Origin of the sequence: Pseudochelatococcus lubricantis, assembly GCF_011762225.1 — a bacterium.
GTDB classification, from domain to species: domain Bacteria; phylum Pseudomonadota; class Alphaproteobacteria; order Rhizobiales; family Beijerinckiaceae; genus Pseudochelatococcus; species Pseudochelatococcus lubricantis.
In genome coordinates, this window is record NZ_JAASQI010000006.1 from 223,592 (window position 1) to 250,480 (window position 26,889).

Here is a 26,889-nt window from a genome sequence, read left to right on the forward strand (position 1 = left end):
GGACATGTCCGGCGCCGACCCGGATTGGAACGGTATGCCGGAGGCGGAATTCCGCGGCATCCTGAGCGCCTTTATCGAGGATGAGTGCCCGGCCGGGCTGCGCCACTATCCGCACCGTTTTCCGGCCGAAACCACGATGCCGTGGTACAGGGCGCTGCACCGGCGCAACTTCATCGCGCCCGGCTGGCCGGTGGAATACGGCGGGATGGGGCTTACGCCCGACCGGCACCTCATCTTCATCGAGGAGATGGAATCCGCCGGCACGCCCTGGCTGCATGATGCCGGGGTGCGCAACCTCGGCCCGGCGATCATCGCCTGGGGCACGCAGGAACAGAAAGCCCATTACCTGCCGAAGATGCATGCGGGCGAGCATATCTGGTGCCAGGGCTATTCCGAGCCGGCCGCCGGGTCCGACCTCGCCAGCCTGCAATGCGACGGCCGGATCGAGGGTGGCCGTCTGATCATCAACGGCCAGAAGATCTGGACGACCTCCGCGCATGTCGCCAGCCACATGTTCGCGTTGATCCGCACCAACCGTTCCGGCCCCAAGCAGGAAGGCATCAGCTTCGTGCTGATCGACATGCGGCTGCCCGGCATCACCGTGCGCCCCATCGAGAACCTGTCCGGGCATCCGGACTTCTGCGAGGTGTTCTTCGACGATGTCTCTGTCGGCATCGAGTGCATTCTGGGAGAGCCCGACAAGGGCTGGGCGGTGGCGCGCTCCCTGCTGGGATTCGAGCGCATCTGGGCCGGCTCGCCCAAACGGGCGCTGAAGGTGCTGCTGGCGCTGCGCCGCCAGATGGAGGAGCGCGGGCTGCTGACCGGCGACTACTGGCGCGACCGGCTGGCACAGGCGATCTTCGACACGCAGGACGCGCAGGACATGTACGCCGGCTTTGCCGATCTGGTGCGCAGCGACGGCAAGGTGGGGGTCGAGATCTCGGCCCTGAAGATCTGGTCGACAAGCGTCTTCCAGCGCCTGTCGGAGCTGCTTCTGGAAGTGGCCGGCAGCGATGCGGTCCTCGCCGGCGAGGGAGCGTCCGACCTGCTGGCGCCCTATTACGAGAGCAGGGCGCCGACGATCTTCGCCGGCACGAACGAGATTCACCGCAACATTCTGGCGCGCTCGGTCCTGGGCCTGCCGAAATCTGACTAGAGGCTGGCAATGACAGTTCTCGACAGGGAAACAGCCACGCTTCTTCGGGATGCCGTGGCGAAACATGCCGAACGCCATGCCGATGGCGCGGCAATCCGGTCTCGGCGGGCGACGCTGCCGGGACCGCGCGCCGCCGAGCTTGCGGAGATGGCGCAGCAGGGCTGGCTGGCGCTCGCCATGCCGGAAGACGGCGGCGGACTCGGCATCGCCGCCGCCGCCGTCGTCGCCGAGGGGCTCGCGGGCTGCTTCACCTCGGATCCGCTGGCCGGCCTGTTCCTCGCCGGGCGGGTGCTGGCGCTCACGGGGGCGGAGCCCGACCTGATGGACGGGCTCGCCGCCGGCACCGCCCAACCGGTGCTGGCCTGGCAGGAAGGGCCGCAGGACTTTCCACTACCTTCGGCGAAGACGATTTGTGCCGGCGGCAAGGCCAGCGGCGGTAAGGGATGGATCGCCGGTGCGGCCGGCGCCAGCCATTTCATCGTCAGCGCCAGCGACGACGGCGAGCCGGTGCTGGTGCTGGCGGCGGCGGATGCGCCGGGGCTCGTCCTGACGCAGCAGTTCCGCGCCGATGGCTCGGCCATGGGGCGGCTCGATCTGCGCGACGTTCCGGTCCGTGAACTCGCCCGTGGCGAGGCGGCCGCCGCACCCCTGCGGCGGGCGCTCGACGAGGGCTCGGTTCTCGTTGCCGCTGAACTGATGGGCCATATCGACCGGATGATGGCGCTCACGATCGAGCATCTGAAAACCCGCCGCCAGTTCGGCAAGCCCATCGGCGCCTTTCAATCGCTGCAGCATCGCGCGGCGGACATGTTCGTGCGGCGGCGGCTGGCGCGCGCGGTGCTGGAGGCCGGGCTGTCGCGGCTGGACGCGCTGCCGGACGCGGCGGCGCACGGGATGCAGGCTGCCCGGCTGCGGGCGCGGCTGAACGACAGCGCCCTGTGGATCATGCGCGAAAGCATCCAGCTTTTCGGCGCCATGGGCATCACCGACGAGAACGACCTCGGCCTGCATGTGAAACGCTGCCTCAGCCTGATCGGCTGGCTCGGAAACAGCGCCGAACAACGCCGCTATTTCATGGATCTGGCCGCGCCCGGCGGGCGCCTGGCCGAAGGGGGGATTTAGATGAACGCAGAAATCAGACGGGCCGGGCTCGACGCCCTGTTCCGCCCCGGAAGCATCGCGGTGATCGGCGCCTCGGACGATCCGCGCAAGATCGGGGGGCGGCCGATCCGCTACATGCTGGAGGCGAAGTCGGCGGTGAAGGTCTATCCCGTCAACCCGACCCGCTCGCAGGTGCAGGGGCTGACTGCCTATCCCACGGCCGCCGCCATTCCCGATCAGGTGGATCAGGCGATCATCGCGGTGCCCGCGCGTCAGGCCGAGGCCGCCGTGGCCGATGCCTGCGCCGCCGGCGTGCGTTCCATCGTGATGTTCAGCGCGGGCTTTGCCGAAGCCGGGGATGAGGGTGCCGCCGCCCAGACCCGGATCATGAAGATGATCCGCGATGCCGGGGCGCGGATGATCGGCCCCAATGCCATGGGCTCGTTCAACACGGTGGACCGCGTCTTCTCGACCTTCTCGACCGCGATGGACCGGGGCACGCCCGCCGTGGGCCGGGTCGGCATGGTCAGCCAGAGCGGCGCGGTCGGGTCCTACCTGCAGAACCTGGTCATCAGCCGGGGCATGGCGATTTCCAAGTTCGTGGCAACCGGCAACGAGGCCGATGTGCAGGCCGCCGAATGCCTCGAATGGATGGCGCAGGACCCCGATACCGACGTGCTGATGCTCTATATGGAGGGCTGCCGCAACGGGCCGGCCCTGATCGGCGCCCTGCGCACCGCCCGGCGGATGAAAAAGCCGGTGATCGTGTTCAAGGCAGGCCGCACGGAGGCGGGCCAGACGGTTGCTGCCTCGCATACCGGGGCGCTGGCGGGTTCCGTGCAGGTTTTCGACGCGGTATTGCGCGAGGCGGGCGTGTACTCCTGCCAGACGCTGACGGAAATGGTCGACGTCACCTACGCTTGCGCGCAGGGCCGCCTGCCCGTCGACAAGACGCTCGCCATCGTCACCGTCTCGGGCGGCGTGGGGGTGATGTCCACCGATGCGGCGATGGAGGCGGGAATCGCGCTGCCGCCGGTTTCCGAGGCGACGCTGGCCGAAATCCAGAAGGAACTGCCGCTGGCCGTGGGGCTGAATCCGGTGGATACCACCGCGCAGACCGTCGGCGACCGGGCCATGCTGACGCGCGCGGTGGAGCGCGTGCTGCGCGACCGCCCCTTCGGTTCGGCGATGCTGTTCTTCGCCAATGCCGGGCGCAACGCCCGCGACATGGAAATCCTGTCCGGGCCCCTGCGGGCGCTTCGCGCGGAGTTTCCGGAAACGCAACTGGCGCTGTGCGTGCAAACCACGCCGGAATTCCGCAGCCAAATCGAGGAACTGGGCTATCTGGTTTTCGAGGACCCGGTGTTCTGCGTCAAGGCGCTGGCAGCGGCGGCCGAGCTGTCGGCCGTGCGGCGGCGCCCGCTGGTCACGCCCCAGATCGAGGCGCTTGCCCCGGTTGTGCTGACGTCCTCGCCGGACGAGGCCCGGTCCAAGGAGCTGCTGGCGGCGGCCGGGCTGCATTTCGCGCAGGAACGGGTGGCGGCCAATGCTGACGAGGCCGCTGCGGCGGCGGAGGCCATGGGTTATCCGGTTGTGCTGAAGGTGTTGTCGCCGCAGATCGCTCACAAATCCGAAGTTGGCGGCGTTGCGCTGAATTTGGCTGACGCCACGGCGGTGCGGGCGGCCTTCGACCGTGTGGTTTCGAATGCTGCCGCAGCGGCGCCAGCGGCGGACATTCGCGGCGTGACCGTGGCGCAGATGATCCGGGGCGGCACCCAGACCATCATCGGCGCGCATCGCGACCCGACATTCGGGCCGGTGGTGATGTTCGGCCTCGGCGGCATCTATACCGAGGTGCTGAAGGATACGGTTCTGCGCACGGCGCCGGTCACGCACGAGGCGGCGCTGGAGATGATCCGCTCGATCCGCGCCTTCGCCATCCTCGACGGCGCGCGCGGGCAGGAAAAGGCCGATCTGGATGCGATCGCCGGGGCCATCGTCAGGGTCTCCCAGTTCATCGCGGCGCAGGGTCCGGAGGTCGAAAGCGTCGAGATCAACCCCTTCATCGCCCTGCCGGAGGGCGGAGTCGGCGTGGACGCCCTGATTCAGGTGAAGGCCTGAAGGCCGCCGTTCCGCGCGGCGGCGGTCGCATAACCGCAGCTTATCGTCACGCGACGAGATGTCATTTGCCAGGCGGCATCGCGAGGGCCCTACATGGGCTCAGCAGCCGACTGGCCGCGAAACGGACGATCGCACGAGACGATCGCCGGAGGAGGAGATACCCGAATGAAAGCCGCTTTCAAGTCATGGATCGTGGGCTGCGGGCTTGCGCTTTGCGCAGCCCTGTGGGGTGGCCAGGCCTCGGCCGACATCGCCTCGCAATCCACGATCCAGATCGTCGTGCCGTTCAACCCCGGCGGCTCGACCGATCCCTTCGTCCGCTTTCTGGCGGAGGAACTGCAGCACAAGCTGGGCAAGCCGGTCGTGGTGATCAACAAGCCCGGCGCGGGCGGCGTGGTCGGCACGGCCGAGGCCGCGCGCAACTCCGGAGACGGATCGACGCTGCTGTTCTCCAGCTCGTCGTTCCTGACGGGGCCGGCCTACAATCCGAACGCCGGCTACGATCCGGTCAAGAAATTCAAAGCCATCTCGGTTCTTGGCTTCAACGAGTTCATGATCATCGGCTCGCCCGCCGCCGGGGTGACGACGATCGACGATCTCTTCGCCAAGAACAAGGCGGGCAAGATCGTCATGTCGACGGCCGGCGTCGGGTCATCGACGCACTTCGTCGGGCGGATGGTGTCGAACGAGCTGGGCCTGAAACCGAGGATCCTGCATATGAAATCCTCGGGCGAGGCGATGATGGAAGTCATCGCCGGCCGGGCGGATTACTACGTCGGGTCCGTCGGCTCCTCGGCGCCGTATCTGAACAACAATCAGGGCAAGGCGGTGCTGTATCTGGGCAAGGGGCGCCGCCCGGAATTTCCCGATGTGCCGTCGGCCGCCGAAAAGGGCTTTGCCGAGGTCGAGGCGGCGCAATGGTTCGGCTTCTTCGCGCCGGCCGGGCTCAGCGACAAGGATGTGACCATGCTGAACCGCATGGTAGCGGAAATCATGCTGTCCGAAAAAGGTCGGGAGCTGACGGCCAACCAGGGCGTGCGGTTTGAAGACTGGGATGCCGCCGCGTTCCAGGCCTATATGGCCAGGGAATTCGCGAACTGGCAGGCACTGGTCGCCGCCGGCATGGAGTGACCCTCCCGCCGATGGCAACGCTGCCTCCGTGCGGAGGCAGCCGCCCACCGCTCAGTCGTTCGACAGAATCCACTTCGCGATCACCGGCCAGGTTTCGGCGATGGTCTTGTGGCCCATGAACAGCCCGATATGCCCGCCGGGAACGAGCGCCGAGCTGATCTTTTCAGGCGGCGTTCCGAGCAGATCCTTCGCGGCGAACACCTGTTCGCGCGTCGTGATGTCATCCGCCTCGCCCGCCAGCAGAAACGCCGGGCAGGTGACGTCGCCCAGCTTCAGCGTGCGCCCGAGGCCGGTGAACTGGCCTTTCGCGAACCGGTTTTCCTTGAACAGCAACCGGATCGCCTGAAGGTAATAGTTTCCCGGCAAATCCAGCGGGTTCTCGTACCAGCTTTCGAAATGCTTCGTCCGCTCAACGTAGCTATTGTCGTCCAGATGCTCATAGAGCGTGACGTACTTGTCGATATATTGCTTGTCGGGATGCATGTTCTTCCAGCCCGCCAGCATGAACTTGCCGGGCATGCGCCCCTCGCCCAACGCGACCATCTCTTCATAGGCCGCCAGCGGCATGGCATGGGCAAGCTCGCGGATCGGGCCGTGGCCCGCGTCCGTGTCGATGGGCGCGCCCGCAAGCACCAGGGAAGCGATCTTTTGCGGGAACCGGGCCGCCATCATGGCCGAGAGCCAGCCGCCCTGGCAGAGCCCCACCAGATGCACACGCCCGCCCAGGTCGTCGATCGCGGCATTCAGCTCCGCCAGATAGGTGTCGATGGAGAAATAGCGCATCTCGGGTGTGGCGCTTTTCCAGTCAGTCACCCAGACGGCAGGAGCCTCCGCCGCCAGCAGCGCGGCGACAAGGCTTTGCCCCTCGCCGAAATCGGCGATGGTCGCACCGTGCCCGGCGTAGGGCGCATCGACGAGGATCGGCGTGCCCGTGCTCGGTATACCTTGGCCCGGTGTACCCTGGCCCGGCGTGCCGAATTCCCGCAGCAACATGGTGGAGAGATCGAGCCGCACGGTGTTCTTCGTGTGCCATACCGGCGCCGGCGGATTGTCGATTTCTTCCGCTTCCTTCAGGAAGCCGAGCAGATGATCCGGAACCGACAAGGCGGCCTGTTCCGCCGCGAACATCGCCGAAAGCGGCCAGAACATCGGGACGCTGTGTTCGCCCACGCCCTGTCCGGTCCGCCGTGCTTCAACTTTTTCAGCCATCGCCTGCCATCCCTTCGGTAAGGTTCCCCGCGCCCGGTTCATCCTCTCCCCATCTGGTAGCCGCGGCAAGTTGCATGTTCGTGACGGAAACGTCTGTTGCCCGGCCGCTGGAAACTGTCGTGTTTACATTGAAACAGGACAGTTTCCAGTTTCCTTATGTTGAGCGAATTCTGATCGATCAGATGATTCCATCTGATCGGAAAGCGCTCTAGCCCGCCTTGCCGCTTCTGACTGCGAGCGGCGCGCGGGAGCGGCTGCGGGCGGCGAGCGCGTTGCGGATCGCGAAGCTCGAATGGATGCGCGATACGCCGGGCAGCGTCGAGAGAATTTCCGTATGGACGCGCTCGAACGCTGCCGCGTTTTCCACCTCGACGCGCAGCAGGTAGTCGGCTGAGCCTGTCATCAGATAGCACTCGCGGATCTCTGGATGCTTGCGCACCGCCGTCTCGAAGCGGGTGAGATAGTCCTCCGTCTGCCGTTCTAGCGTGATATTGACGATGACCGCCATGGTGGTTTCCGGCAGGGCGTGGTCGATGATGGCCGTGTAGCCCCGGATCACGCCGCTGTGTTCGAGCTGCCTGATCCGCCGCAGGCAGGCGGAGGGCGACAGGCCGACTTCCTCCGCGAGCCGGGCGTTGCTCATGCGCGCGTCGAGACGCAGCAGGCGGATGATGTTGCGGTCGATGGTGTCGAGGCCGGTCATGCAGGAACCTTCCGTTTTGACGTCGATTATTGCACAAATTATCCAATAGTGAAATTTTCAGGCGCACTTTGCGCATCCATTGCGTGGTCCTTGCGCTAGATTCGATGCGTTTTGCAGGTGGCCTGCTGTCGCGGCGGCAACCCCGGTGCCGAGGTGTTTCATGTACGACGACGTTTCTCCATCCCTCGCGCGGGAGATTTCCTGCGGCGTGCTGACGATCGATCTCGATGCGCTGGCGCGCAATTACCGCGCGCTCCGGGCGCGGCTTGAGGGAGGCGCCACCGGCGCCGTCGTCAAGGCGGATGCCTATGGCCTTGGCGCGCAGCGGGTTGCACCCGTGCTTTACGATGCCGGCTGCCGCGATTTTTTCGTCGCCCATCTCGGCGAGGCCCTGAAGCTGCGGCCCGTGCTCGGGCACGACGCGCGGCTCTTCGTGCTGAACGGCCTGCTGCCCGGCGCGGAAGGCCTGTGCGCCGATGCCGGCATCGTGCCCGTTCTCAACTCGCTCGAACAGGCGGCTAACTGGGCCGCGACGGCGCGGGAGCGCGGGCGGGAGCTGCCGGCGGTTCTCCAGTTCGACACAGGCATGTCGCGGCTCGGGCTTTCCGGCGGCGAGGCGCAGGCCCTTGCGGCCGATCCCGCGCTGCTCGCCGGGGTGCGCCTCGCCTATCTGATGAGCCATCTTGCCTGCGCCGACGAGCCGGGCAATCCGCAGAACGCCGATCAGCTCGCCGTCCTGCACCGCTGCGCCGCGCTGTTTCCGGATGTGCCTCTGTGCTTTGCCAACTCCGGCGGCATCTTCCTTGGCGCCGACTATCATGGTGCGTTGGCGCGTCCCGGCATCGCGCTCTACGGCGGCGTTCCGGCTCCGGGGGCCGACAACCCGCTGTCGCCGGTCGTGCGGCTCGACGTGCGCGTGATCCAGACCCGCACGGTGCCCGCCGGCGCGCGCGTGGGCTATGGCGGCACCCACATCACGGCGGGCGAGACGCGCCTCGCGACGATCGCGGCGGGATACGCCGATGGCATCTTCCGCCACCTGAGCAACCGCGGCGCCGTCTATTTCGGCGGTGTGCGGCTGCCGATCGCCGGGCGCGTGTCCATGGACAGCATCACCGTCGACATCTCAGCGCTGCCGCCGGGAACGCTGCGGCTGGGCAGCCTCGTCGAGGTGATCGGCCCGCACCAGACGCTGGAGGACATCGCCGGGGCCGCCGGCACCATTTCCTACGAAATCCTGACCAGCCTCGGGCGGCGCTATCATCGTGACTATCCGCGCGCCGGCACGGCAACGGAAGAAAACAGGGGAACCGCATGAACATCGTCATTCTCGGCTCGGGCGTGATCGGCGTCACGTCCGCCTATTATCTCGCGAAGGCGGGCCACAAGGTCACGGTGCTCGACCGCCAGCCCGGTCCCGCGCTTGAGACGAGCTTCGCCAACGCCGGCGAAATCTCGCCCGGCTATGCCTCGCCGTGGGCCGCGCCCGGCATTCCGCTGAAGGCGCTCAAGTGGCTGTTCATGAAGCACGCGCCGCTGGTGATCCACCCGGTCGCCGCGCTCGCCTCCTGGCGCTGGATGTTCGCCATGCTTTGGGAGTGCTCAGAGGAGCGCTACAAGATCAACAAGGGGCGGATGGTGCGCCTTGCCGAATACAGCCGCGACAGCCTGATCGCGCTGCGGGCGGAGACGGGCATCGCCTACGACCACCGCACGCAGGGCACGCTGCAGGTGTTCCGCACGCACAAGCAGCTCGACGGCGTCGCCAAGGACATCGCGGTGCTGAAGGCGGACGGCGTGCCGTTCGAGGTGCTGGACGCGGCCGGCTGCGCGGCGGCGGAGCCGGGCCTTGCGCGGGTGCGGGACAAGATCGTCGGCGGCCTGCGCCTGCCGAACGACGAGACTGGCGACTGCTTCAAGTTCACCAACGAACTGCACCGGATTTGCGAGGGGCTCGGCGTCGAGTTCCGTTTCGGCGTCGATATCCGCCGCCTGCGGGTGGCGGGAGACCGCATCGCCGCCGTCGAGACGGCGACCGGCGACATCAAGGCCGACCTTTTCGTCGCCGCGCTCGGCAGCTACGCGCCGGGGCTGCTCGCGCCGCTCGGCCTGCGCCTGCCGGTTTATCCGGTGAAGGGCTATTCGATCACGCTGCCCGTCGTCGACGAGGCGCGCGCGCCGGTCTCCACGGTGATGGACGAAACCTACAAGGTGGCGATCACCAGGCTAGGCGACCGCATCCGGGTGGGCGGCATGGCGGAGATCGCGGGCTTCAACCTCGATCTGCCCCAGGCGCGCCGGGAGACGCTGGAACATTCCGTCGAGGACCTCTTCGGCGGTGCCGGCGACCGGAGGCAGGCGACCTTCTGGACCGGTCTGCGGCCGATGACGCCGGACGGCACGCCGGTGATCGGCCCCACGCGCTACGCGAACCTCTTCCTTAACAGCGGCCACGGCACGCTCGGCTGGACCATGTCCTGCGGCTCCGGCCGCGTGCTGGCCGACCTGATCGGCGGCACGAAGCCGGACATCGAGACGGCAGACCTCGCGCTCGACCGCTACGGCGCATGAGCCGCTGAAGCGCGCCGGGCGCTACCGCCACATGTCCCGCATGCGGGCGGCGACATCGATGCGAACCTGCTGCGCCCGCGGCCCCGGCACCTGTCCGGGCGCCGCGACAGTCCATGCCCTGCACTCGAAAAGCGACAGCAGCGGCGGCGGAATGAAGCGCGTGCGCGAAGCATAGACGTGGCGGTCGCCGGTCGCGGACTGGCCGTGCGTGAAGAAGCGCTGCGGCACCACGAGCGCGAGCCTGTCCCGCGCCCGCGTCATCGCGACATAGAGGAGCCGGCGCTCCTCCTCCACCTCCTCCGATGTGCCGACGCCGAGATCGGAGGGAATGCAGCCGTCGACCGCGTTGAGCACGAACACGGACCGCCACTCCTGCCCCTTGGCTGAGTGAATGGTGGACAGGATCAGATAGTCCTCGTCGCGCAAGGGCGGCCCGGCCTGTCCGGACGTCGCGTCCGGCGGATCGAGGGTGAGTTCGGTCAGGAAGCGCTCGCGCGAGGGGTAGCCTGCCGCGATATCCTCAAGCTGCAGGAGGTCGGCCTTGCGCATCACGGCATCCTCGTCGTGGATGCGTTCCAGATACGGCTCGTACCAGCTGCGGACCTGGCCGATTTCTCCCGGCCATCCGGCGCTGCGCGCGCGCAGGCCCGAGAGCAGCGCGACGAAGCCCGGCCAGTCGGCCGCCGCGCGCGGCGGTCCGGAATGCCCGGTGAGCGCCGCGAAGGGATCGGAGCTGCCGGCCATGGCGTCGAGCACAGCCTGCGCCGACGCCGGCCCCACGCCGGGCAGAAGCTGCATCACCCGGAAGCCGGCCACCCGGTCGCGCGGATTTTCGGCGAAGCGCAGCGCGGCGAGCACGTCCTTCACATGGGCCGAATCCAGAAACTTCAGCCCGCCGAACTTCACGAACGGGATATTGCGGCGCACGAGTTCCACTTCGAGCGGCCCGCTGTGTTGGCTCGCGCGGAACAGCACCGCCTGATCCTTCAGCCGCATGCCCGCCTCGCGGTTCTCCAGCACCTCCGTCGCCACGTAGCGCGCCTGGTCTCCCTCGTCGCGAACGGTCACGAGGCGCGGCCGCTCGGCGGCTTCCCGGTCTGTCCACAGGTTCTTGGTGAAGCGTTCCCGCGCGAGATCGATGACGCCATTGGCGGCCGCCAGAATCGGCTGCGTCGAGCGATAGTTGCGGTCGAGCGTCACCACATCGGCGGGCGGCGAGAACGTCTTCGGGAAATCGAGGATGTTGCGCACCGTCGCGGCCCGGAAGGAATAGATGGACTGCGCATCGTCGCCGACCACGGTAAGGCCGCTGCCCGCCGGCTTCAGCGCGGTGAGGATCGCGGCTTGCAGCCGGTTGGTGTCCTGAAATTCGTCGACCAGCACATGGTCCCAGCGCCCGCCGATGGCGGCGGCAAGCGCCGGCTCGCTCATCGTCTGCGCCCAGTAAAGCAGCAGGTCGTCGTAGTCGAGCACGTTCTGCGCCTGCTTGGCCTCGACATAGCCGGCAAACAGGTCGCGCAACTGCGGCTCCCACGCCGCGGCCCACGGAAAGTTCGCCCGCAGCACGTCGGCGAGCGGCGTCTGCGCGTTCACCGCCCGCGAATAGATCGCCAGACAGGTCGCCTTGGCCGGAAAGCGGCTCTCCGTCTTCGAGAAGCCGAGCTGATGGCGGACGAGGTTCACGAGGTCGGCGGAATCCTCGCGGTCGTGGATGGTGAACTGCGGATCGAGGCCGATGTCGGCGGCGTGTTCGCGCAGCAGCCGCGCCCCGATGCCGTGGAAGGTGCCGGACCACGCCAGCGCATCGGCAAGCGCGCCGGCCTTCCCGTCCGGCACGCCGGCGCAGATGCGCTCCACCCGCCGCCCCATCTCGGCGGCTGCCCGGCGGGAGAATGTCATCAGCAGGATGCGGCGCGGATCGGCGCCGTTGACGATGAGGTGCGCGACGCGGTGTGCGAGCGTGTTGGTCTTGCCGGAACCCGCGCCGGCGATGATGAGCAGCGGCCCCCCGACCGCGCCGCCGGGAATGCCCACGCCGTGCTCAACGGCGGCGCGCTGCCTGTCGTTCAGTTTGTCCAGATATACCGCGCTCACCTCGGGCTCATCCCTGTCCGCATCGAGAATCAACGACCGTCCCCGACTATACGGACATTATCTGTTCTCATCGATCATTCCACGCCGGAAGCAGTCTGTGCGGCGGATACGGCGATTTACGTGCAGATGGGCGGATGATATCAACGGTGCGCTGCCGCATGGCCAGACGGGGAGGACTTCATGTCGCTGGAGATCGTATCACAGGCACGCTGCTTCGGCGGGACGCAGTATGTCTACCGGCATCAGTCCGAAGCCACCGGCACGGCGATGCGCTTTGCCGCCTTTGTTCCGCCCGCCGCCGAGACGGAGCCCGCACCGGTGGTATGGTTCCTCTCCGGCCTCACCTGCACCGAGGAAAATTTCACCGTGAAGGCGGGCGCGCAGCGCGTGGCGGCGCAGCTCGGCCTCGTCCTGATCGCGCCTGACACCAGCCCGCGCGGCGAGGGCGTGCCGGACGATCCCGACGGCGCGTATGACTTCGGGCTCGGCGCCGGTTTCTACGTCGATGCCACGCAGGAGCCGTGGCGCGCCCACTATCGCATGGCGAGCTACGTCGGCGAGGAGCTGCCGGCCGCGATCGCCGGTCTCCTGCCGGTCGATGTCAGCCGGCAAGGCATCACCGGTCATTCCATGGGCGGGCACGGCGCGCTGACGCTGGCGCTGAAGAACCCCGGCCGCTACCGCTCCGTATCGGCCTTCGCGCCCATCGTCTCGCCGCTCGACTGCCCGTGGGGCGAAAAGGCGCTCGGCGGCTATCTGGGGCCGGACCGCGCCGCGTGGCGGGCCTATGACAGCTGCGCGCTGATCGAGGATGGCGCGCGCGTCCCCGACATTCTGGTCGATCAGGGTCTCGCGGACGGCTTTCTCGACACGCAGCTCAAGCCGCACCTGCTGGAGGAGGCCTGCCGCCGGGCGGGCCAGCCGCTGACCCTGCGCCGGCACGAAGGCTACGACCATTCCTATTTCTTCATCGCCACTTTCATTGAGGACCATCTGCGCTGGCATGCCGAACGGCTCGGCTGACAGGCTTGAGCAAAACCCGCGCGCGAACGGCCGGAGACCGGAAGCGTTGGTATTGCGCCGGCCGGGCCGTTCCGCTGGTCAGCCGGCCGCGATGATCTTGTCCTGCGTCTTCGTATCGAAGTCGCTGGCGTCATGGCGCTCGTGCAACTGCTCGGAGGGATCGCCGCTCACGCGGTTGACCATGCGCCCGCGCCGGACGGCAGGCCGGGCGAGGATAGCGTCCGCCCAGCGCAGCACGTTCTTGTATTCCTGCACCTGCAGGAATTCGGCCGCGCCGTAGTTCCAGCCCTTCGCGAGGCCGCCGTACCAGGGGAAGGATGCTATGTCGGCGATCGTATATTCGTCGCCCGCCAGATACTCGCTCTCCGCCAGCCGCCGGTCGATGACATCGAGCAGGCGCTTGGTCTCCATGGCGAACCGGTCGATGGCGTACTGAATCTTGACCGGTGCATAGGCGTAGAAATGGCCGAGCCCGCCGCCGAGATAGGGCGCGCTGCCCATCTGCCAGAACAGCCACGAGAGGCATTCCGCGCGCGCGGCGGTATCGGTGGGCAGGAAGGCGCCAAACTTTTCCGCCAGATAGAGCAGGATGGCGCCCGACTCGAAAACCCGCACCGGCGTCGGGCCGCTGCGGTCCAGCAAGGCGGGGATCTTGGAGTTCGGGTTGACCTTGACGAAGCCGCTGCCGAACTGATCTCCCTCGCCGATGCGGATCAGCCAGGCGTCGTATTCCGCGCCCTCGTGGCCAAGCGCCAGCAGCTCCTCAAGCAGGATAGCGACCTTCTGGCCGTTGGGCGTGGCCAGTGAATAGAGCTGCAGCGGGTGGCGGCCGACAGGCAGTTCCTTCTCGTGCGTCGGGCCGGCGATCGGGCGGTTGATGTTCGCGAACCGGCCACCGTTGTCCTTGTTCCAGGTCCAGATCTTCGGCGGCGTGTATTCGGCGGAATCGGTCATGTCCAAACTCCAGGGATTGCGTCGCACAAGGGAAGGTATGGCGTGCCGCGAACGGTATCTCCCGATCCCGGGGCAAGTCAACGCCGGCGGCGGCCGGGCGGCGATGCCGCTGCTTCTTCCCGTGTCCGGGCGCACAAGGCTGGCCGGTCATCACGCCGAGGGCCGGGAGAACACGTAGGCGACGCCGGCGAGCATCAGCGCGGCCACGGCGATGGCCGAAACCGGCTCCGGCTCATATCCGATCCAGAACAGCAGGAAGCCGACGCTGCTGCCGGCGAGCGACATCAGCTTGGCCTGCCGCGGAACCGCGCCCCGCTCGCGCCATTGACGCAGCAGCGGGCCGAAACGCGGATGGTTCAACAGCCAGCTCTCCAGCCTCTGGGAGGAGCGCGCGAAGCAGGCCGCCGCCACGATGAGGAAAGGAGTCGTCGGCAACACCGGAAGGAACGCGCCGATGAAGCCGAGCGCGACGAACAGGAGGCCGGCCGCAAGATAGAGACCGCGCATCGCGCACGCTCCCCTCACGTCCGCACGTGCTCGGGCCGGAAGCCCATGCCGATCAGCCGGCCGGTGAGGTGGGGCAGGAGGCGCGAACGGGCGATGGCACGCAGGAAGGCGGGCGGCCTGCCGCCGGTGGCGGCGCCCTCGCCGGTGCCGCGCTTGCGGCGCATCATGAGCTGGATCTTCTGCGTCGCCCAGGTCGGAAAGCGCCTGCGCGTCTGCACGGCGCGCAGGTGCGCGTCCGCCAGCGTTCCCTCGCGCAGCGGCCGCGCCAGGATATTGGCTGCGGCAATCGCGTCCTGAATCGCGAGATTGACCCCGACGCCGCCGATGGGCGACATCGCGTGCGCCGCATCGCCGATGCACAGCACACCGGGCTTCCACCATTGCTTCAGCCGGTCCATGCGCACTTCGAGCAGATGGATATGATCCCAGTCGGCCAGTTCCTCGAAACGGTCGGCGGGAAGGGGCGCCACGGCGGCGAGCTTCGCCCGCAGCGCCGGAAGGCCGTCGCGCTTCACCTGCCCGAAGTTGCCCTTGCCGATTACATAGCCGACCTGCCAGTAATCGCCGCGGTCGATCAGGACGATGCCCTGGCTCGGGCCGGCGTGGCTCATGGCCTGCGGCGGGTCGTCGGCATGGCGCGACAGCCTCATCCACAGCACATCGACCGACGAGCCGAGGTCCGTGACGGTGAGCTTCGCCGCCCGGCGCACGACGGAGCCGCGTCCGTCCGCGCCCACGACGAGCGCGGCCGCGAGGGTGCGTTCCGTGCCGTCCGCATCGCGCAGCGTCACGCCGGTGATGCGCCCGTCCCGCTCGGCAAGGCCTGTGACCGCGCTGCCCATCATCAGGCGGAAACCGGGGAGCGCCCGCGCCTTGTCGGCGACGAAGGCGAGAAAATCCCATTGCGGCATGAAGGCGATATACCGGCAGCGCACCGGCAGGCGCGAGAAATCGGCGATGGTGGCGGGCCTGCCATCGATCTCCGCATGCAGGCTCGGTGCCTTCTGGTGCGGCAGGGTCAGGAATTCGTCGAGAAAGCCGAGTTCGTCCATCACCTCAAGCGTCGACGGATGGATGGTGTCGCCGCGAAAGTCGCGCAGGAAATCGCCGTGCTTCTCGACGACGGTCACGCGCACGCCGGCGCGGGCAAGCAGCAGGCCGAGCATGAGGCCCGCCGGGCCGGCCCCGACGATGCAGCAATCCTGATCCCGATCTTCCATCCCGCCCGTGTCCTCCGGCGTCTGCGGAACCATTCGACGATGATGCGGCTGATGCCCTCCCGAAGCAACCGGGGCATAACGCCTCATGGGTCCTCCGGCGGATGTGTCATCCCGGCGGGCGACGTTTGCCGCGCAGCCGATACCGCCTGCCGGAGAAGCCTTTCTTTCTCGCGGGCGCAAAAAAACATTCTTTCATGCGCCTGCGCCTGGCCGGATGATGGTGACCGGCGCGCCCGCTGATGACAGCAAGGGCGCGTTCCGGCCTTCGCCGCACTCACCCCGGCGCATTCAGAGGAGCCCCCGGATCATGACGATTTCCCGCCGTCGCTTCAATCGGCTGTTGCTCGCGACCAGCCTCGCGGGCTTCGGCCTGTTCCGGCCTGGGCCGGGGCAGGCGCGGAGCGATGTCCCGATCCGGGGCGGGACGCTCAAATGGGCCTACACGCTGGAGCCCGGTTCCGCGCTTTTCGCCATCAATACGTCCTCGGGCACCGGGCAGGCCATCGGCCCGAAGGTCGTCGAAGGACTGTTCACCTTCGATTACGACCTCAACCCCGTGCCGCTTCTCGCAACGGACTGGTCGGTGAGCGGCGACGGGCTGCGCTATACCTTCAAGCTGCGTCAGGGAGTGCGCTGGCACGACAGGAAGGATTTCACGTCGGCGGACGTGGCCTTTTCCATCTTCCGCCTCAAGGAGGCGCACCCGCGCGGCAGTATCACCTACCAGAATCTGGTGGCGGTCGAGACGCCGGACCCGCACACGGCCATCGTCGTGCTGTCGAAGCCCGCGCCCTATCTCATCACGGCGCTGTCAAGCTCGGAATCGCCCATCGTTCCCAAGCATGTCTTTGAAGCGTTGCCGCTGCAGCAGGGCCAGACGCTTGCGACGGCGATCGGGACTGGGCCGTTCAAGCTTGTGGAGTGGGTGCCGGGAAGCCACCTGATCTTCGACCGCAATCCCGATTACTGGGACGAAGGCAAGCCCTATCTCGACCGGCTGGTGCTGCGCATCATCACCGATCCCGCCGCACGCGCCGCCGCCCTCGAAACGGGCGAGATCGACATCGGCGCCAACCCCGTCGCCCTCACGGACCTCGGGCGCCTCAAGCAGAACCCCGATCTGGTCGTCGATGAAAAGATCTATGCCTATGCCGGCCAGCAGCAGCAGCTTTTCTTCAACTTCGACCGGGACATCTGGAAGGACCGGCGGGTGCGGCTGGCGGTGGCGAAGTCCATCGACCTGAAAGCCTTCGTCGACGTGGTCACCTATGGAACGGGCCTTGTTTCGCCGAGCCCGATCGCGGTGACGCTGAGCAAGTTCCACGACGCCGGCATCCGCCAGCATCCGTTCGATCCGGCGGCGGCGGAGCGCCTGCTCGACGAGGCGGGCTATCCGCGCGGCGCGAAGGGCTTCCGGTTCCCCGTGCGGCTGCTCTACAACACCTTCCTGGCGCCGAACTATGCCGATTTCATCAGCAACGCGCTGCGAACCGTCGGAATCGAGGCCGAGATCGTCAGGCTCGATCTGCCGACCTATCTGAGGACGGTCTACGGCGAGCGCAATTTCGACCTCACGATCGAGTCGCTGTCCAATCTTTTCGACCCGACGCTCGGCGTCCAGCGCGCCTACTGGAGCCGCAACATCAAGAAGGGCGTGCCCTTCTCCAACGCGGCGGGATACAGCAACCCCGAAGTAGACGCGCTGCTGGAGACCGCCGCCATCGAGGTTGACGAGGCGAAGCGCCGGGAGCTTTGGGTGCGCTTCCAGAACATCATCCACGACGAGGTCGCGTCGGTCGACCTTATCGTCCCCGGCAGCCAGATCGTTGCCAACCGTAAGGTGAAGAATTTCGTCACCGGCGGGCAGGGCATCAACTGGAGCTTCGGCGACATCTGGATCGATCCCGGCGCGTGACAGGGGCAGGCGCGGCCCCTGCCTCAGGGTCGCGGAATTGCCCGCACGGGCACGTTGTCGATGAGGCGCACATCGCCGAGCCAGGCGGCGGCGAGCAGCCTTGCCGGCCGGGAGGCGTCGTCAACGACGGAAAAATCGTCCTCCGCGCGCAGTTCGAGATACTCGACCGGCCCGAAGCCCGCCTCGGCGAGCGCATGTCCGGCATCGGCGCGCAGCCGCGAAAGCGCGGCGCCGGCGGCGATCTCCGCCGCCGTGGCGGACAATACGTGCGCCAGCGCCGGCGCGGCCGCACGCTGTTGCGCATCGAGACGCAGGTTTCGTGACGACATCGCGAGTCCGTCGGCCTCGCGTACTGTCGGGCAGGCGACGATGCGCACCGGCAGGTCGAGATCGCGCGTCAGCCGGCGGATCACCTGAAGCTGCTGGTAGTCCTTCTCGCCGAATAGCGCGACATCCGCCCCGGTTTGCAGCAGCAGTTTGGCGACGACGGTCGCCATGCCGTCGAAATGGCCGGGGCGGTGTGCTCCGCACAATCCCTCGCTGACGCCCGCGACCGATATCGTGGTGGCGAAACCGGGCGGATACATCGCCTCGACGCCCGGCGCATAGAGCAGGTCGACGCCGAGCGGCGCGAGCTTTGCGGCATCCTCCTCCTCCGTGCGCGGATAGGCGGCCAGGTCGCCCGCGTTGTTGAACTGCCGGGGATTGACGAACAGCGTGACGATGACGCGCCCGGCCTCGCGCCGGGCCGCCGCTACAAGCGCCAGATGCCCGGCGTGCAGCGCCCCCATGGTGGGCACCACGGCGACGGTGTCGCCCGCCGCCTTCCACGCCCGGACGGCGGCGCGCAGATCGGCGGGGGTGCGGACAATGGCGAGGCTCATCGAACGGCTCCGCCGGCAGGCGTCTGCGGGATATCGTCGAAGCTGTGTTCCGGCGCCGGGAAACGGCGCGCGCGCACGTCCTCGGCATAGGCCGCCATGGCGCATTCGGCATCGCGGGCAAGTTCCGCGTAGCGCCTGACGAAGCGCGGGCGGAAATCGGCGAACAGGCCGAGCATGTCGTCCACGACGAGGATCTGTCCGTCGCAGGCGGCGGACGCACCGATGCCGATGGTCGGCACGGGGATGGTTTCAGTGATGCGCCGCGCGAGCGGGGCGGTGATCTTCTCCAGCACCACGGCGAAAGCGCCGGCTTCCGCCGCCGCCGCCGCGTCGGCCAGCACACGCTCCGCGTCGCCGCCGCGGCCCTGCACGGTATAACCGCCGAAGGCGTTGACCGACTGGGGCGTCAGCCCGACGTGCGCCATCACGGGAATGCCGCGCTTCACCAGAAACGCCATGGTTTCAGCCATGTCGACGCCGCCTTCGAGCTTGACGGCGGCGCAATCCGTCTCGGCCATGACGCGGGCGGCGGAGGCGAATGCCTGCGCCGGGCTTTCCTCATACGAACCGAACGGCAGATCGACCACCATGAGCGCCCGCTTGAGGCCGCGCCGCACCGCCTTCGCATGCAGGATCATCATGTCGAGCGTGACCCCGAGCGTGGAGGGCAGGCCATGCAGCACCATGCCGACGCTGTCGCCCACCAGCACGACGTCGCAATGCGCGTCGGCGAGCCGCGCCACCGGCGTCGTATAGGCCGTGAGGCAGACGATGGGCGCCGCACCCTTGCGCGCGCGGATATCGGGCGGCGTCAGGCACCGGGATTGGCTTGTCGCACTCATGAACTTGGCACCTCCCCTTGTTGACGTATTTGTGACGTTCGTTCCAGATAATCAAACCAGCGCCGCTTGTCACGCTTTCCGGTCGCGGATGGCGATCCCCTGCGTCAGATGCCGCTTTCCTTCACGGCCTGCATGACGACGTAGGTCGATGTGCTCGCCACGTGGGGCAGGCTCGATATCTTCTCGCCCAGCACGAGCCGGTAGGTGCGGATGCTGGTCGTGCGCACCTTCAGCAGGTAGTCGAAGGATCCCGCGATCATGTGGCATTCCTCGATCTCGCGAATCCGGCGCACCGCCGCGTTGAACTCCTGCAGCGCCGCCTCGCGCGTGTCGGTGAGCTTCACCTCCGTGAAGGCGATGTGGTCGACGCCGAACCGGTGCGGGTTGAGGACGGCGCGGAAGCCGACGATGTAACCCTCGTCGATCAGGCGTTTCAGGCGTGCCTGGCAGGGCGTTTTCGACAGGCCGACGCGCGCCGAAAGCGCTGTGATCGACAGGCGCCCGTCGTCGCTCAGCGCCTCGACGATTTTCCGGTCGATCTGATCGAGTTGTGCCGTATCGATGGATTTTGCCATTCATTTTGCCTGCTGGTGAAGGAAACAATGGTGAAATTACATTCTTTCATGCCTGATTCAAGTGAGAACGAAATGCCAGGCGATGGTATCGTTTCATGATCGGGGGCATCAACAACGGGTTGCACTTTCATGGCGAATATCCTGGAGGCCACGGCAGCGGTGAATGGCGCGGAGATACCCGTGCCGGGCGTGTTTGCGGCATTCGCGCCGGCCCTGCGTCCGCAAACGCCCTTGCGGCGCGCGATCACGGACGCCTGCCGGCGGCCGGAGACGCAGTGCCTTCCGCCACTGGTCGAGGCGGCGACGCTCGGTGACGAAACCCGCAGGCGCATCGCGGCGACGGCGACGACGCTGATAACGGCCCTGCGGGCCAAGCACAGCGGCGCGGGCGTCGAGGGGCTGGTGCATGAATATGCGCTCTCCAGCCAGGAGGGCGTGGCGCTGATGTGCCTCGCCGAGGCCTTGCTGCGCATTCCCGATCTGGCGACGCGCGACGCGCTCATCCGCGACAAGATCGCCGCCGGCGACTGGCGATCGCATCTGGGGGGCGGCCGGTCGCTGTTCGTCAACGCGGCGACGTGGGGGCTCGTGGTCACCGGCAAGCTCGTCGGCACCGTCAACGACGGCAGCCTCGCCTCCGCGCTGACGCGGCTCATCGCGCGGTGCGGCGAGCCTGTCATCCGCCGCGGCGTCGACATGGCGATGCGGCTGATGGGCGAGCAGTTCGTCACCGGCCAGACCATCGACGAAGCGCTGCAGCGCGCGCGCCGGCTGGAGGAAAAGGGCTTCCGCTACTCCTACGACATGCTGGGCGAGGCTGCGACCACCGCCGCCGACGCGCAGCGCTATCATGACGACTACGAGGCCGCCATCCACGCCATCGGCAAGGCTTCGGCGGGCAGGGGCGTCTATGCCGGGCCGGGCATTTCCATCAAGCTGTCGGCGCTCCATCCGCGCTACTCCCGCGCGCAGGCGGAGCGCGTGATGGGCGAGCTGCTGCCTCGGGTGAAGGCGCTGGCGCTTTCGGCGAAAAGCTACGACATCGGCCTCAACATCGATGCGGAGGAGGCCGACCGGCTGGAGCTGTCGCTCGACCTGCTGGAGGAACTCGCCCTCGATCCCGATCTCGCCGGCTGGGAGGGCATCGGCTTCGTGGTGCAGGCCTACGGCAAGCGCTGCCCCTTCGTGCTCGACTATATCATCGACCTCGCCCGCCGGGCCGGCCGGCGCGTCATGGTGCGCCTCGTGAAGGGCGCCTACTGGGACGCCGAAATCAAGCGCGCGCAGGTCGACGGCCTCGCGGATTTCCCGGTCTACACCCGCAAGAACCACACCGATGTGTCCTATATCGCCTGCGCCCGCAAGCTGCTCGGCGCGACGGACGCCGTCTTTCCGCAGTTCGCGACGCATAACGCGCAGACGCTCGCCACCGTCTACCATCTGGCGCAGGAGGTGACCGGCAAGCCGTTCAGCGTCGGCCAATACGAGTTTCAGTGCCTGCACGGCATGGGCGAACCGCTCTATGAGGAGGTCGTCGGGGCGGACAAGCTGGACCGGCCGGCCCGCATTTATGCGCCGGTCGGCACGCACGAGACGCTGCTCGCCTATCTCGTGCGCCGCCTGCTCGAAAACGGCGCCAACGCATCGTTCGTGAACCGGATCGCGGACCCGGCCGTGTCGGTGCAGGACCTCGTCGCCGATCCCGCCGACATGGCGAGGGCGTTGCCTGTCATAGGGGAAAAGCATGAGCTGATCGCGCTGCCGGGCGACCTTTTCGGCGCTTCCCGCAGGAACTCCGCCGGCCTCGACCTGTCGAGCGAGACGACGCTCGCGGAACTCGCGGGGGTACTGCGCGAGAGCGCTGCCGCCGGCTGGATGGCCGAGCCGCTGCTCGCGGACGGCGCGGGCGTCGGCACGGCCCGGGAGGTGCGTAACCCCGGCGACCGCCGCGATGTCGTCGGCCGGGTGGTCGAAACGTCCGACGCGGATGTGGCACGCGCCACCGCCCTTGCGGCCGGCGCGGCGGAGGGCTGGGCGCGCACGCCTGTCGCGGAGCGCGCCTCCCTGCTCGACCGGGCGGCGGATATCATGCAGGCGCGCATGCCCGTGCTGCTGGGGCTCATCGCCCGCGAGGCGGGAAAGTCCATGCCGAACGCCATCGCGGAAGTGCGCGAGGCGATCGACTTCCTGCGCTATTATGCCGAGCAGGCGCGCGGCACCCTGACGCCCGCCGATGCGTCGGCAGGGGCACCGGCAGTGGAGCCACTTGGCCCGGTCGTCTGCATCAGCCCGTGGAATTTCCCGCTCGCCATCTTCACCGGCCAGATCGCGGCCGCGCTCGCCGCCGGCAATCCGGTGCTCGCGAAGCCGGCGGAGGAAACGCCGCTGATCGCGGCCGAGGGCGTGCGCATCCTGCACGAGGCCGGTGTGCCACGCGGCGTGCTCCAGTTTCTGCCCGGCGACGGGCGCGTGGGCGCGGCGTTGGTCGCGGCCCCCGAAACGCAGGGCGTGATGTTCACCGGCTCCACGGAGGTGGCGCGGCTCATCCAGGCACAGCTCGCCGAAAGGCTGTCGGCGGCGGGCAAGCCCATTCCGCTGATCGCGGAGACGGGCGGGCAGAACGCGATGATCGTCGATTCGTCGGCGCTCGCCGAACAGGTGGTCGGCGATGTCATCGCCTCCGCCTTCGACAGCGCCGGCCAGCGCTGTTCGGCCTTGCGGGTGCTCTTCCTGCAGGAGGAGGTTGCCGAGCGCACGCTCGCGATGCTGAAGGGCGCGCTGCACGAACTCTCCATCGGCCGCACCGACAGGCTCGCCGTCGATGTCGGCCCGGTCATCACGGGAGAGGCGCGGGCGGCCATCGAGGCGCATATCGAAAGGATGCGCGGCCTCGGCGCCGCCATCGAGCAGATCGACCTTGCCGGCGAGACGGCGCACGGCACTTTCGTGCCGCCGACCATCATCGAGATCGGATCGCTGGCGCAGTTGACGCGCGAGGTGTTCGGTCCCGTCCTGCACGTGCTCCGCTATCGCCGCGAGGACATCGATGGGGTGATCGACGCGATCAACGCCACCGGCTATGGCCTCACCTTCGGCCTCCACACGCGCCTCGACGAGACTATCGCGCACGTCACCGCGCGGGTGAAGGTCGGCAACGTGTATATCAACCGCAACGTCATCGGCGCTGTCGTGGGCGTGCAGCCGTTCGGCGGGCGCGGCCTGTCGGGCACCGGGCCGAAGGCGGGCGGGCCGCTCTATCTGGGACGCCTCGTCGCAACGGCGCCGCAACTGCCGCGCGGACAGCGCACGCGCATCGATCCGGCGCTGGCGGACTTCGCCGGATGGCTGGAGGCGAAGGGCGCGGCCGAAGAGGCGGCGGCCGCGCGCCAGGCCGGCGAACGCGCCCTGCCCGGGCTCGAACTGGAACTGCCGGGACCGGTCGGCGAGCGCAACCTCTACGCGCTGCATCCGCGCGGGCGGATTCTGGCCGTCCCGCAGACGAAAACCGGCTTCATCCGCCAGTTGACGGCCGCGCTCGCCGCCGGCGACAGCGTGGTCGCGGACGCGGCCAGCGGGCTGGAGAGCGCGTTCCGGGACCTGCCGGCAAGCGTCCTCGCGCGGCTTTCGTGGACGCGCGACGTGCCGTCCGCCTGCCCTTATGCGGGGGCTCTGATCGAGGGCGACGCGGAGCGCACGCGCCAGCTCGTCCGCGCCATCGCCGCGCTGCCTGGACCGCTCGTGCCCGTGCAGGCCGCGACCGGCGAGGTGCTGGCCAGCAACCCGGACGCCTATTGCGGCCACTGGCTGGTGGAGGAGGTGTCGACCTCGATCAACACCGCCGCCGCCGGCGGCAACGCGACGCTGATGGCGATCGGCTGATGCCGGAGCGGCGCGTCACTTCAGGGCGCGGCGCACCATCAGCACGGCGGCGATGACGGCGAACAGCGTCATCGGCAGGGCGACCAGCATCCAGCTCCCGGTGCTGACGAGTTCGGAATGGTCCAGCGCTTCCAGCGACAGCTTGACGAGGCTTGCCGCGTAGTAGGTGATGGCGATGACCGAAAGTCCTTCCACCGCCTTCTGGATCTTGATCTGGGTGGCGGTGCGCGCCTCCATGCCCTGCAGGCGCTGGACGTTCTGCTCCTGCAGGCCGACCTGCACCCGCGTCTGGAGCAGGCTGACGAGTTGCGCGACATTGGCGGCGAGCTTGTCCAGCCGCCGTTCGGTCGCCCCGCAGGTGCGCACCGCCGGGCGGAAGCGCCGGTCGATGAAGGTGCCGAAGCGCTGGAATCCGGTCGCGCGCGTCTCGCGCAGTTCCCGGATGCGTTCCTCGACGATCTCGGCATAGGCGCGGGTCGCGCCGAAACGGTGGCTCACACGGGCGATGGTCCGCGACAGCTCGGAAGACAGCTCCGACAGCCGGTCGAGCAGCTCGCGCGGATCGGTCTTCGACGAACCGACGCTCTGCTCCGACAGAGCGACCAGCCGCTCGTCGAAGCGCGGCAGCGCGGCGCTGGCCTCGCGCGCCAGCGGCAGGCCGAGCAGCGCCATGGCGCGGTAGGTCTCGATCTCATAGAGCCTGCGCACCATGCGGCCGAGGCGGTAGGCGTTGAGGCTGCGATTAACGAGCAGGATGCGACCGAAGCCGGTGGTGTCAACGCGGAAATCGGAATAGATCGTCGCGTCTCCCCCGCCGACGGTGGAAGCGACCGGCTGGATCATGCCGAAGCGCTCCAGCGCGGCGGCATCGATTCCGGCTTCTTCGCCTTCCGTTTCCGAGAGAACGAGAATCTGCACCCGCATCATCACCGTGCCGGCGTTGGTAACGCCCTCAAGGCTTTCTCGCGGCGCCACGGGCCAGGAGGAGGGGTTGTGCGTGAGTTCCACGACCGACGTCAGCGTGTGGAATTCGGCGTGCATCTCGCGCGCCAGCCTGAGACGCCCGTTCATGCCGCCCGACTGCTCGTGATAAAGCGGATGGGCATCCGAGCCGCCCATGTAGGCCGCGTGGCAGACGAGGGCCGGTCCGTCGAAATAGATGGATGGACGCGCATGAAGCTCGCGGTTGAAATCGATGGGATCCATGTCGGCGTACCTTCCCCCCGTTCAGTGCCGTTCGGACAGTGTGTATCATGCACGGGCGACATTGAAACTTTGCTACACGTCCGCCGGTGCGGACGTCCGCGACTTTACATGCGGGGGGCTGACATGCGCCGTTGCGGTCACCAGATATCCTGTGTGTCGCGCCGGTCCCGTCGCGCCTTGCAGATATCCGGGAGGCTGCCATGTCCTTTGCATTCGACAACAGCTATGCGCGATTGCCGGATCGCTTCTACCGCCGCCAGCAGCCACAGCGGATGCCGGCACCGCGCCTCGTGCTCTTCAACGAAAGCCTGGCCGGGGAACTCGGCTTCGATCCCGCGTCCCTTACGCCGGACGACATCGCCGCGCTGCTGTGCGGGACCATCCTTCCCGAGGGGGCGGAGCCGCTCGCCATGGTCTATGCCGGCCACCAGTTCGGCCAATGGGTGCCGCGCCTCGGCGACGGGCGCGCCCTCCTGCTCGGGGAGGCGGTGAGCACGGCGGGCCGGCGCTACGATATTCACCTCAAAGGCTCGGGACGCACGCCGTTTTCCCGCGGCGGCGACGGGCGTGCGGCGCTCGGCCCGGTGCTGCGGGAATACATCGTCAGCGAGGCCATGGCTCGCCTCGGCATCCCGACAACGCGCGCGCTCGCCGCCATCGCCACCGGCGACACGATCATGCGCGAGGTGCCGTTGCCCGGCGCCGTTCTCGCGCGGGTGGCGAGCAGCCATCTCCGGGTGGGGACGTTCCAGTACTTCGCCGCCATAGGCGATCAGGACGGCCTGCGCCAGCTCGCCGACCACGCTATCGCGCGGCTGCATCCCGGCGCGGCGGAGGCGGAGAACCCATACCGCGCGTTGCTCGACGCGGTAGTCGCGGCGCAGGCCCGGCTCGTCGCGGACTGGATGGGCATCGGCTTCATCCACGGCGTGATGAACACCGACAACACCTCCATCGCCGGGGAAACGCTGGACTATGGGCCGTGCGCCTTCATGGACGCCTTCGACCCCGGTGCCGTCTTCAGTTCCATCGACAGTTTCGGGCGCTATGCCTATGGCAATCAGCCGAGCATCGTCTACTGGAATCTCGCCCGCCTCGCGCAGGCGCTGATGTCGCTGCTCGCGCCGGACACGGAGGCGGCGCAGCGCGAGGCGCAGGCCGCCATCGACCGCTTCCCCGACCTCTACGAGGCGGCGTGGCTTGCCGTCATGCGCCGCAAGCTTGGGCTGCTGACGGCGCAGGACGACGACCGTGCGCTGATCCGCGATCTGTTAACCCTCATGCGCGAGGCGGCGGCCGACTACACGCTGACCTTCCGCGGCCTCGCCGACGCGCTTTTCACGGGCGACGGCGGGCGGGGCGGCATTTTCAGCACGCCGGCCTTCGCGCCATGGCTCGCGCGCTGGCGAAGCCGCACGGACAGCGACTGGCGCGAGCCGGCCGCCCTGCAGCGGCATCTTGAAAGCGTCAATCCGCTCTTCATTCCGCGCAACCACCTCGTCGAGGAGGCGATCGCCGCCGCCTACGCCGGTGACGACGCGCCCGCGCGCATGCTGCACAACGTCCTCGCCGAGCCCTTCATCGACCGGCCGCAAGATGCCCGCTACGCCGAACCGCCGCGCCCCGAGCAAGTGGTGCAACAGACGTTCTGCGGCACGTAGAGGGCGGTACTTATGACGTATAAAATGAAGAATAATAAGTGTTTTCTTACGAGAAACATATAGAATTGCGGCGCGATTTGAGATGGATGTCACGCTCTTGAATATTTATGTGCTACGCTGAAGTGCAAAATATTCCA

The 26,889-nt window shown here is 67.8% G+C and carries 20 protein-coding genes; 10 read left to right on the forward strand and 10 right to left on the reverse strand.

The annotated features are described in order from the left end of the window. Nucleotides 1–4: 4 nt before the first annotated feature. The 4 genes from FHS82_RS13760 to FHS82_RS13775 all read left to right on the forward strand — a co-directional run bounded on the left by FHS82_RS13760 (nucleotide 5) and on the right by FHS82_RS13775 (nucleotide 5,509). Entirely contained in the window at nucleotides 5–1,156 is a 1,152-nt protein-coding gene (locus FHS82_RS13760; protein WP_208394242.1) for an acyl-CoA dehydrogenase family protein, read from the forward strand. 9 nt (nucleotides 1,157–1,165) lie between these two features. After that, nucleotides 1,166–2,278, forward strand: coding sequence for an acyl-CoA dehydrogenase family protein (locus FHS82_RS13765; RefSeq protein WP_166953768.1), 1,113 nt, complete (start codon nucleotides 1,166–1,168; stop codon nucleotides 2,276–2,278). Beyond that, a complete protein-coding gene (locus tag FHS82_RS13770) occupies nucleotides 2,279–4,378 on the forward strand; it encodes an acetate--CoA ligase family protein (protein WP_166953770.1) in 2,100 nt (699 codons plus the stop codon). 165 nt (nucleotides 4,379–4,543) lie between these two features. Next, entirely contained in the window at nucleotides 4,544–5,509 is a 966-nt protein-coding gene (locus FHS82_RS13775) for a Bug family tripartite tricarboxylate transporter substrate binding protein (protein ID WP_166953772.1), read from the forward strand. A 51-nt stretch (nucleotides 5,510–5,560) separates the two neighbouring features. On the opposite strand, the gene FHS82_RS13780 is transcribed toward FHS82_RS13775, so the two are convergent. Together FHS82_RS13780 and FHS82_RS13785 are read right to left on the reverse strand one after the other, a co-directional pair. Further along, entirely contained in the window at nucleotides 5,561–6,718 is a 1,158-nt protein-coding gene (locus FHS82_RS13780; protein ID WP_166953773.1) for an alpha/beta fold hydrolase, read from the reverse strand. A gap of 208 nt (nucleotides 6,719–6,926) precedes the next feature. Next, on the reverse strand, nucleotides 6,927–7,421 hold the full coding sequence (locus FHS82_RS13785; protein WP_166953775.1) for an Lrp/AsnC family transcriptional regulator: 495 nt from the start codon (nucleotides 7,419–7,421) through the stop codon (nucleotides 6,927–6,929). Nucleotides 7,422–7,581: 160 nt separating this feature from the next. On the opposite strand from FHS82_RS13785, the gene alr reads away from it, so the two are divergent. After that, nucleotides 7,582–8,739, forward strand: coding sequence for an alanine racemase (gene alr / locus FHS82_RS13790; RefSeq protein WP_166953777.1), 1,158 nt, complete (start codon nucleotides 7,582–7,584; stop codon nucleotides 8,737–8,739). Then, nucleotides 8,736–9,992: a D-amino acid dehydrogenase gene (locus FHS82_RS13795; protein WP_166953779.1), complete on the forward strand. Its 1,257-nt coding sequence runs from the start codon at nucleotides 8,736–8,738 to the stop codon at nucleotides 9,990–9,992. Before alr ends, FHS82_RS13795 begins: the two co-directional genes overlap by 4 nt. 21 nt (nucleotides 9,993–10,013) lie before the next feature. Here FHS82_RS13795 and FHS82_RS13800 read toward each other — a convergent pair whose 3' ends face one another. Next, the gene (locus tag FHS82_RS13800) at nucleotides 10,014–12,086 is read right to left on the reverse strand and encodes a UvrD-helicase domain-containing protein (RefSeq protein ID WP_166953941.1); all 2,073 of its coding nucleotides are present in this window, start codon (nucleotides 12,084–12,086) and stop codon (nucleotides 10,014–10,016) included. A 180-nt stretch (nucleotides 12,087–12,266) separates the two neighbouring features. On the opposite strand from FHS82_RS13800, the gene fghA reads away from it, so the two are divergent. Next, nucleotides 12,267–13,109, forward strand: coding sequence for an S-formylglutathione hydrolase (fghA, locus tag FHS82_RS13805; protein WP_281351133.1), 843 nt, complete (start codon nucleotides 12,267–12,269; stop codon nucleotides 13,107–13,109). 78 nt (nucleotides 13,110–13,187) lie between these two features. Here fghA and yghU read toward each other — a convergent pair whose 3' ends face one another. The 3 genes from yghU to FHS82_RS13820 all read right to left on the reverse strand — a co-directional run bounded on the left by yghU (nucleotide 13,188) and on the right by FHS82_RS13820 (nucleotide 15,790). Next, nucleotides 13,188–14,063 carry a glutathione-dependent disulfide-bond oxidoreductase gene (gene yghU / locus FHS82_RS13810; RefSeq protein WP_166953781.1) on the reverse strand — a complete coding sequence of 292 codons (876 nt, stop codon included), beginning with the start codon at nucleotides 14,061–14,063 and terminating at the stop codon, nucleotides 13,188–13,190. Nucleotides 14,064–14,213: 150 nt separating this feature from the next. Continuing rightward, nucleotides 14,214–14,570, reverse strand: a complete 357-nt coding sequence (locus FHS82_RS13815) for a YbaN family protein (protein ID WP_166953783.1) — start codon at nucleotides 14,568–14,570, stop codon at nucleotides 14,214–14,216. Between the two features lie 14 nt (nucleotides 14,571–14,584). Beyond that, nucleotides 14,585–15,790 (reverse strand): FAD-dependent oxidoreductase, encoded by a 1,206-nt coding sequence (locus FHS82_RS13820; protein ID WP_166953785.1) that lies wholly within the window; start codon nucleotides 15,788–15,790, stop codon nucleotides 14,585–14,587. 307 nt (nucleotides 15,791–16,097) lie between these two features. Here FHS82_RS13820 and FHS82_RS13825 point away from each other — a divergent pair, with 307 nt between their 5' ends. After that, on the forward strand, nucleotides 16,098–17,705 hold the full coding sequence (locus tag FHS82_RS13825; protein ID WP_166953787.1) for an ABC transporter substrate-binding protein: 1,608 nt from the start codon (nucleotides 16,098–16,100) through the stop codon (nucleotides 17,703–17,705). A gap of 23 nt (nucleotides 17,706–17,728) precedes the next feature. Here the strand turns inward: FHS82_RS13825 and panC are convergent, their stop codons facing one another. From panC to FHS82_RS13840, 3 genes are all read right to left on the reverse strand, one after another. After that, nucleotides 17,729–18,589 (reverse strand): pantoate--beta-alanine ligase, encoded by an 861-nt coding sequence (panC, locus tag FHS82_RS13830; RefSeq protein WP_166953789.1) that lies wholly within the window; start codon nucleotides 18,587–18,589, stop codon nucleotides 17,729–17,731. Beyond that, nucleotides 18,586–19,431, reverse strand: coding sequence for a 3-methyl-2-oxobutanoate hydroxymethyltransferase (panB, locus tag FHS82_RS13835; RefSeq protein WP_166953791.1), 846 nt, complete (start codon nucleotides 19,429–19,431; stop codon nucleotides 18,586–18,588). Before panB ends, panC begins: the two co-directional genes overlap by 4 nt. 104 nt (nucleotides 19,432–19,535) lie before the next feature. Continuing rightward, entirely contained in the window at nucleotides 19,536–20,006 is a 471-nt protein-coding gene (locus FHS82_RS13840) for an Lrp/AsnC ligand binding domain-containing protein (RefSeq protein WP_166953793.1), read from the reverse strand. Nucleotides 20,007–20,135: 129 nt separating this feature from the next. On the opposite strand from FHS82_RS13840, the gene putA reads away from it, so the two are divergent. Next, the gene (putA, locus tag FHS82_RS13845; RefSeq protein WP_166953795.1) at nucleotides 20,136–23,885 is read left to right on the forward strand and encodes a trifunctional transcriptional regulator/proline dehydrogenase/L-glutamate gamma-semialdehyde dehydrogenase; all 3,750 of its coding nucleotides are present in this window, start codon (nucleotides 20,136–20,138) and stop codon (nucleotides 23,883–23,885) included. A gap of 15 nt (nucleotides 23,886–23,900) precedes the next feature. Here putA and FHS82_RS13850 read toward each other — a convergent pair whose 3' ends face one another. Then, the gene (locus FHS82_RS13850) at nucleotides 23,901–25,091 is read right to left on the reverse strand and encodes a DUF3422 domain-containing protein (protein WP_166953797.1); all 1,191 of its coding nucleotides are present in this window, start codon (nucleotides 25,089–25,091) and stop codon (nucleotides 23,901–23,903) included. Nucleotides 25,092–25,291: 200 nt separating this feature from the next. Here FHS82_RS13850 and FHS82_RS13855 point away from each other — a divergent pair, with 200 nt between their 5' ends. Further along, entirely contained in the window at nucleotides 25,292–26,752 is a 1,461-nt protein-coding gene (locus tag FHS82_RS13855) for a protein adenylyltransferase SelO (protein ID WP_166953799.1), read from the forward strand. The last annotated feature ends 137 nt before the right edge of the window (nucleotides 26,753–26,889 follow it).

Excerpts from the sequence above, each read along its gene's own strand:
- FHS82_RS13840 (WP_166953793.1), bottom strand. The coding sequence starts at position 20,006 with ATGGCAAAATCCATCGATACGGCACAACTCGATCAGATCGACCGGAAA.
- panC (WP_166953789.1), bottom strand. The coding sequence starts at position 18,589 with ATGAGCCTCGCCATTGTCCGCACCCCCGCCGATCTGCGCGCCGCCGTC.
- panB (WP_166953791.1), bottom strand. The coding sequence starts at position 19,431 with ATGAGTGCGACAAGCCAATCCCGGTGCCTGACGCCGCCCGATATCCGC.
- FHS82_RS13820 (WP_166953785.1), bottom strand. The coding sequence starts at position 15,790 with ATGGAAGATCGGGATCAGGATTGCTGCATCGTCGGGGCCGGCCCGGCG.
- alr (WP_166953777.1), top strand. The coding sequence starts at position 7,582 with ATGTACGACGACGTTTCTCCATCCCTCGCGCGGGAGATTTCCTGCGGC.
- FHS82_RS13780 (WP_166953773.1), bottom strand. The coding sequence starts at position 6,718 with ATGGCTGAAAAAGTTGAAGCACGGCGGACCGGACAGGGCGTGGGCGAA.
- putA (WP_166953795.1), top strand. The coding sequence starts at position 20,136 with ATGGCGAATATCCTGGAGGCCACGGCAGCGGTGAATGGCGCGGAGATA.
- FHS82_RS13765 (WP_166953768.1), top strand. The coding sequence starts at position 1,166 with ATGACAGTTCTCGACAGGGAAACAGCCACGCTTCTTCGGGATGCCGTG.
- FHS82_RS13795 (WP_166953779.1), top strand. The coding sequence starts at position 8,736 with ATGAACATCGTCATTCTCGGCTCGGGCGTGATCGGCGTCACGTCCGCC.
- FHS82_RS13855 (WP_166953799.1), top strand. The coding sequence starts at position 25,292 with ATGTCCTTTGCATTCGACAACAGCTATGCGCGATTGCCGGATCGCTTC.
- FHS82_RS13775 (WP_166953772.1), top strand. The coding sequence starts at position 4,544 with ATGAAAGCCGCTTTCAAGTCATGGATCGTGGGCTGCGGGCTTGCGCTT.
- FHS82_RS13815 (WP_166953783.1), bottom strand. The coding sequence starts at position 14,570 with ATGCGCGGTCTCTATCTTGCGGCCGGCCTCCTGTTCGTCGCGCTCGGC.
- fghA (WP_281351133.1), top strand. The coding sequence starts at position 12,267 with ATGTCGCTGGAGATCGTATCACAGGCACGCTGCTTCGGCGGGACGCAG.
- FHS82_RS13770 (WP_166953770.1), top strand. The coding sequence starts at position 2,279 with ATGAACGCAGAAATCAGACGGGCCGGGCTCGACGCCCTGTTCCGCCCC.
- yghU (WP_166953781.1), bottom strand. The coding sequence starts at position 14,063 with ATGACCGATTCCGCCGAATACACGCCGCCGAAGATCTGGACCTGGAAC.
- FHS82_RS13825 (WP_166953787.1), top strand. The coding sequence starts at position 16,098 with ATGACGATTTCCCGCCGTCGCTTCAATCGGCTGTTGCTCGCGACCAGC.
- FHS82_RS13760 (WP_208394242.1), top strand. The coding sequence starts at position 5 with ATGTCCGGCGCCGACCCGGATTGGAACGGTATGCCGGAGGCGGAATTC.
- FHS82_RS13850 (WP_166953797.1), bottom strand. The coding sequence starts at position 25,091 with ATGGATCCCATCGATTTCAACCGCGAGCTTCATGCGCGTCCATCCATC.
- FHS82_RS13785 (WP_166953775.1), bottom strand. The coding sequence starts at position 7,421 with ATGACCGGCCTCGACACCATCGACCGCAACATCATCCGCCTGCTGCGT.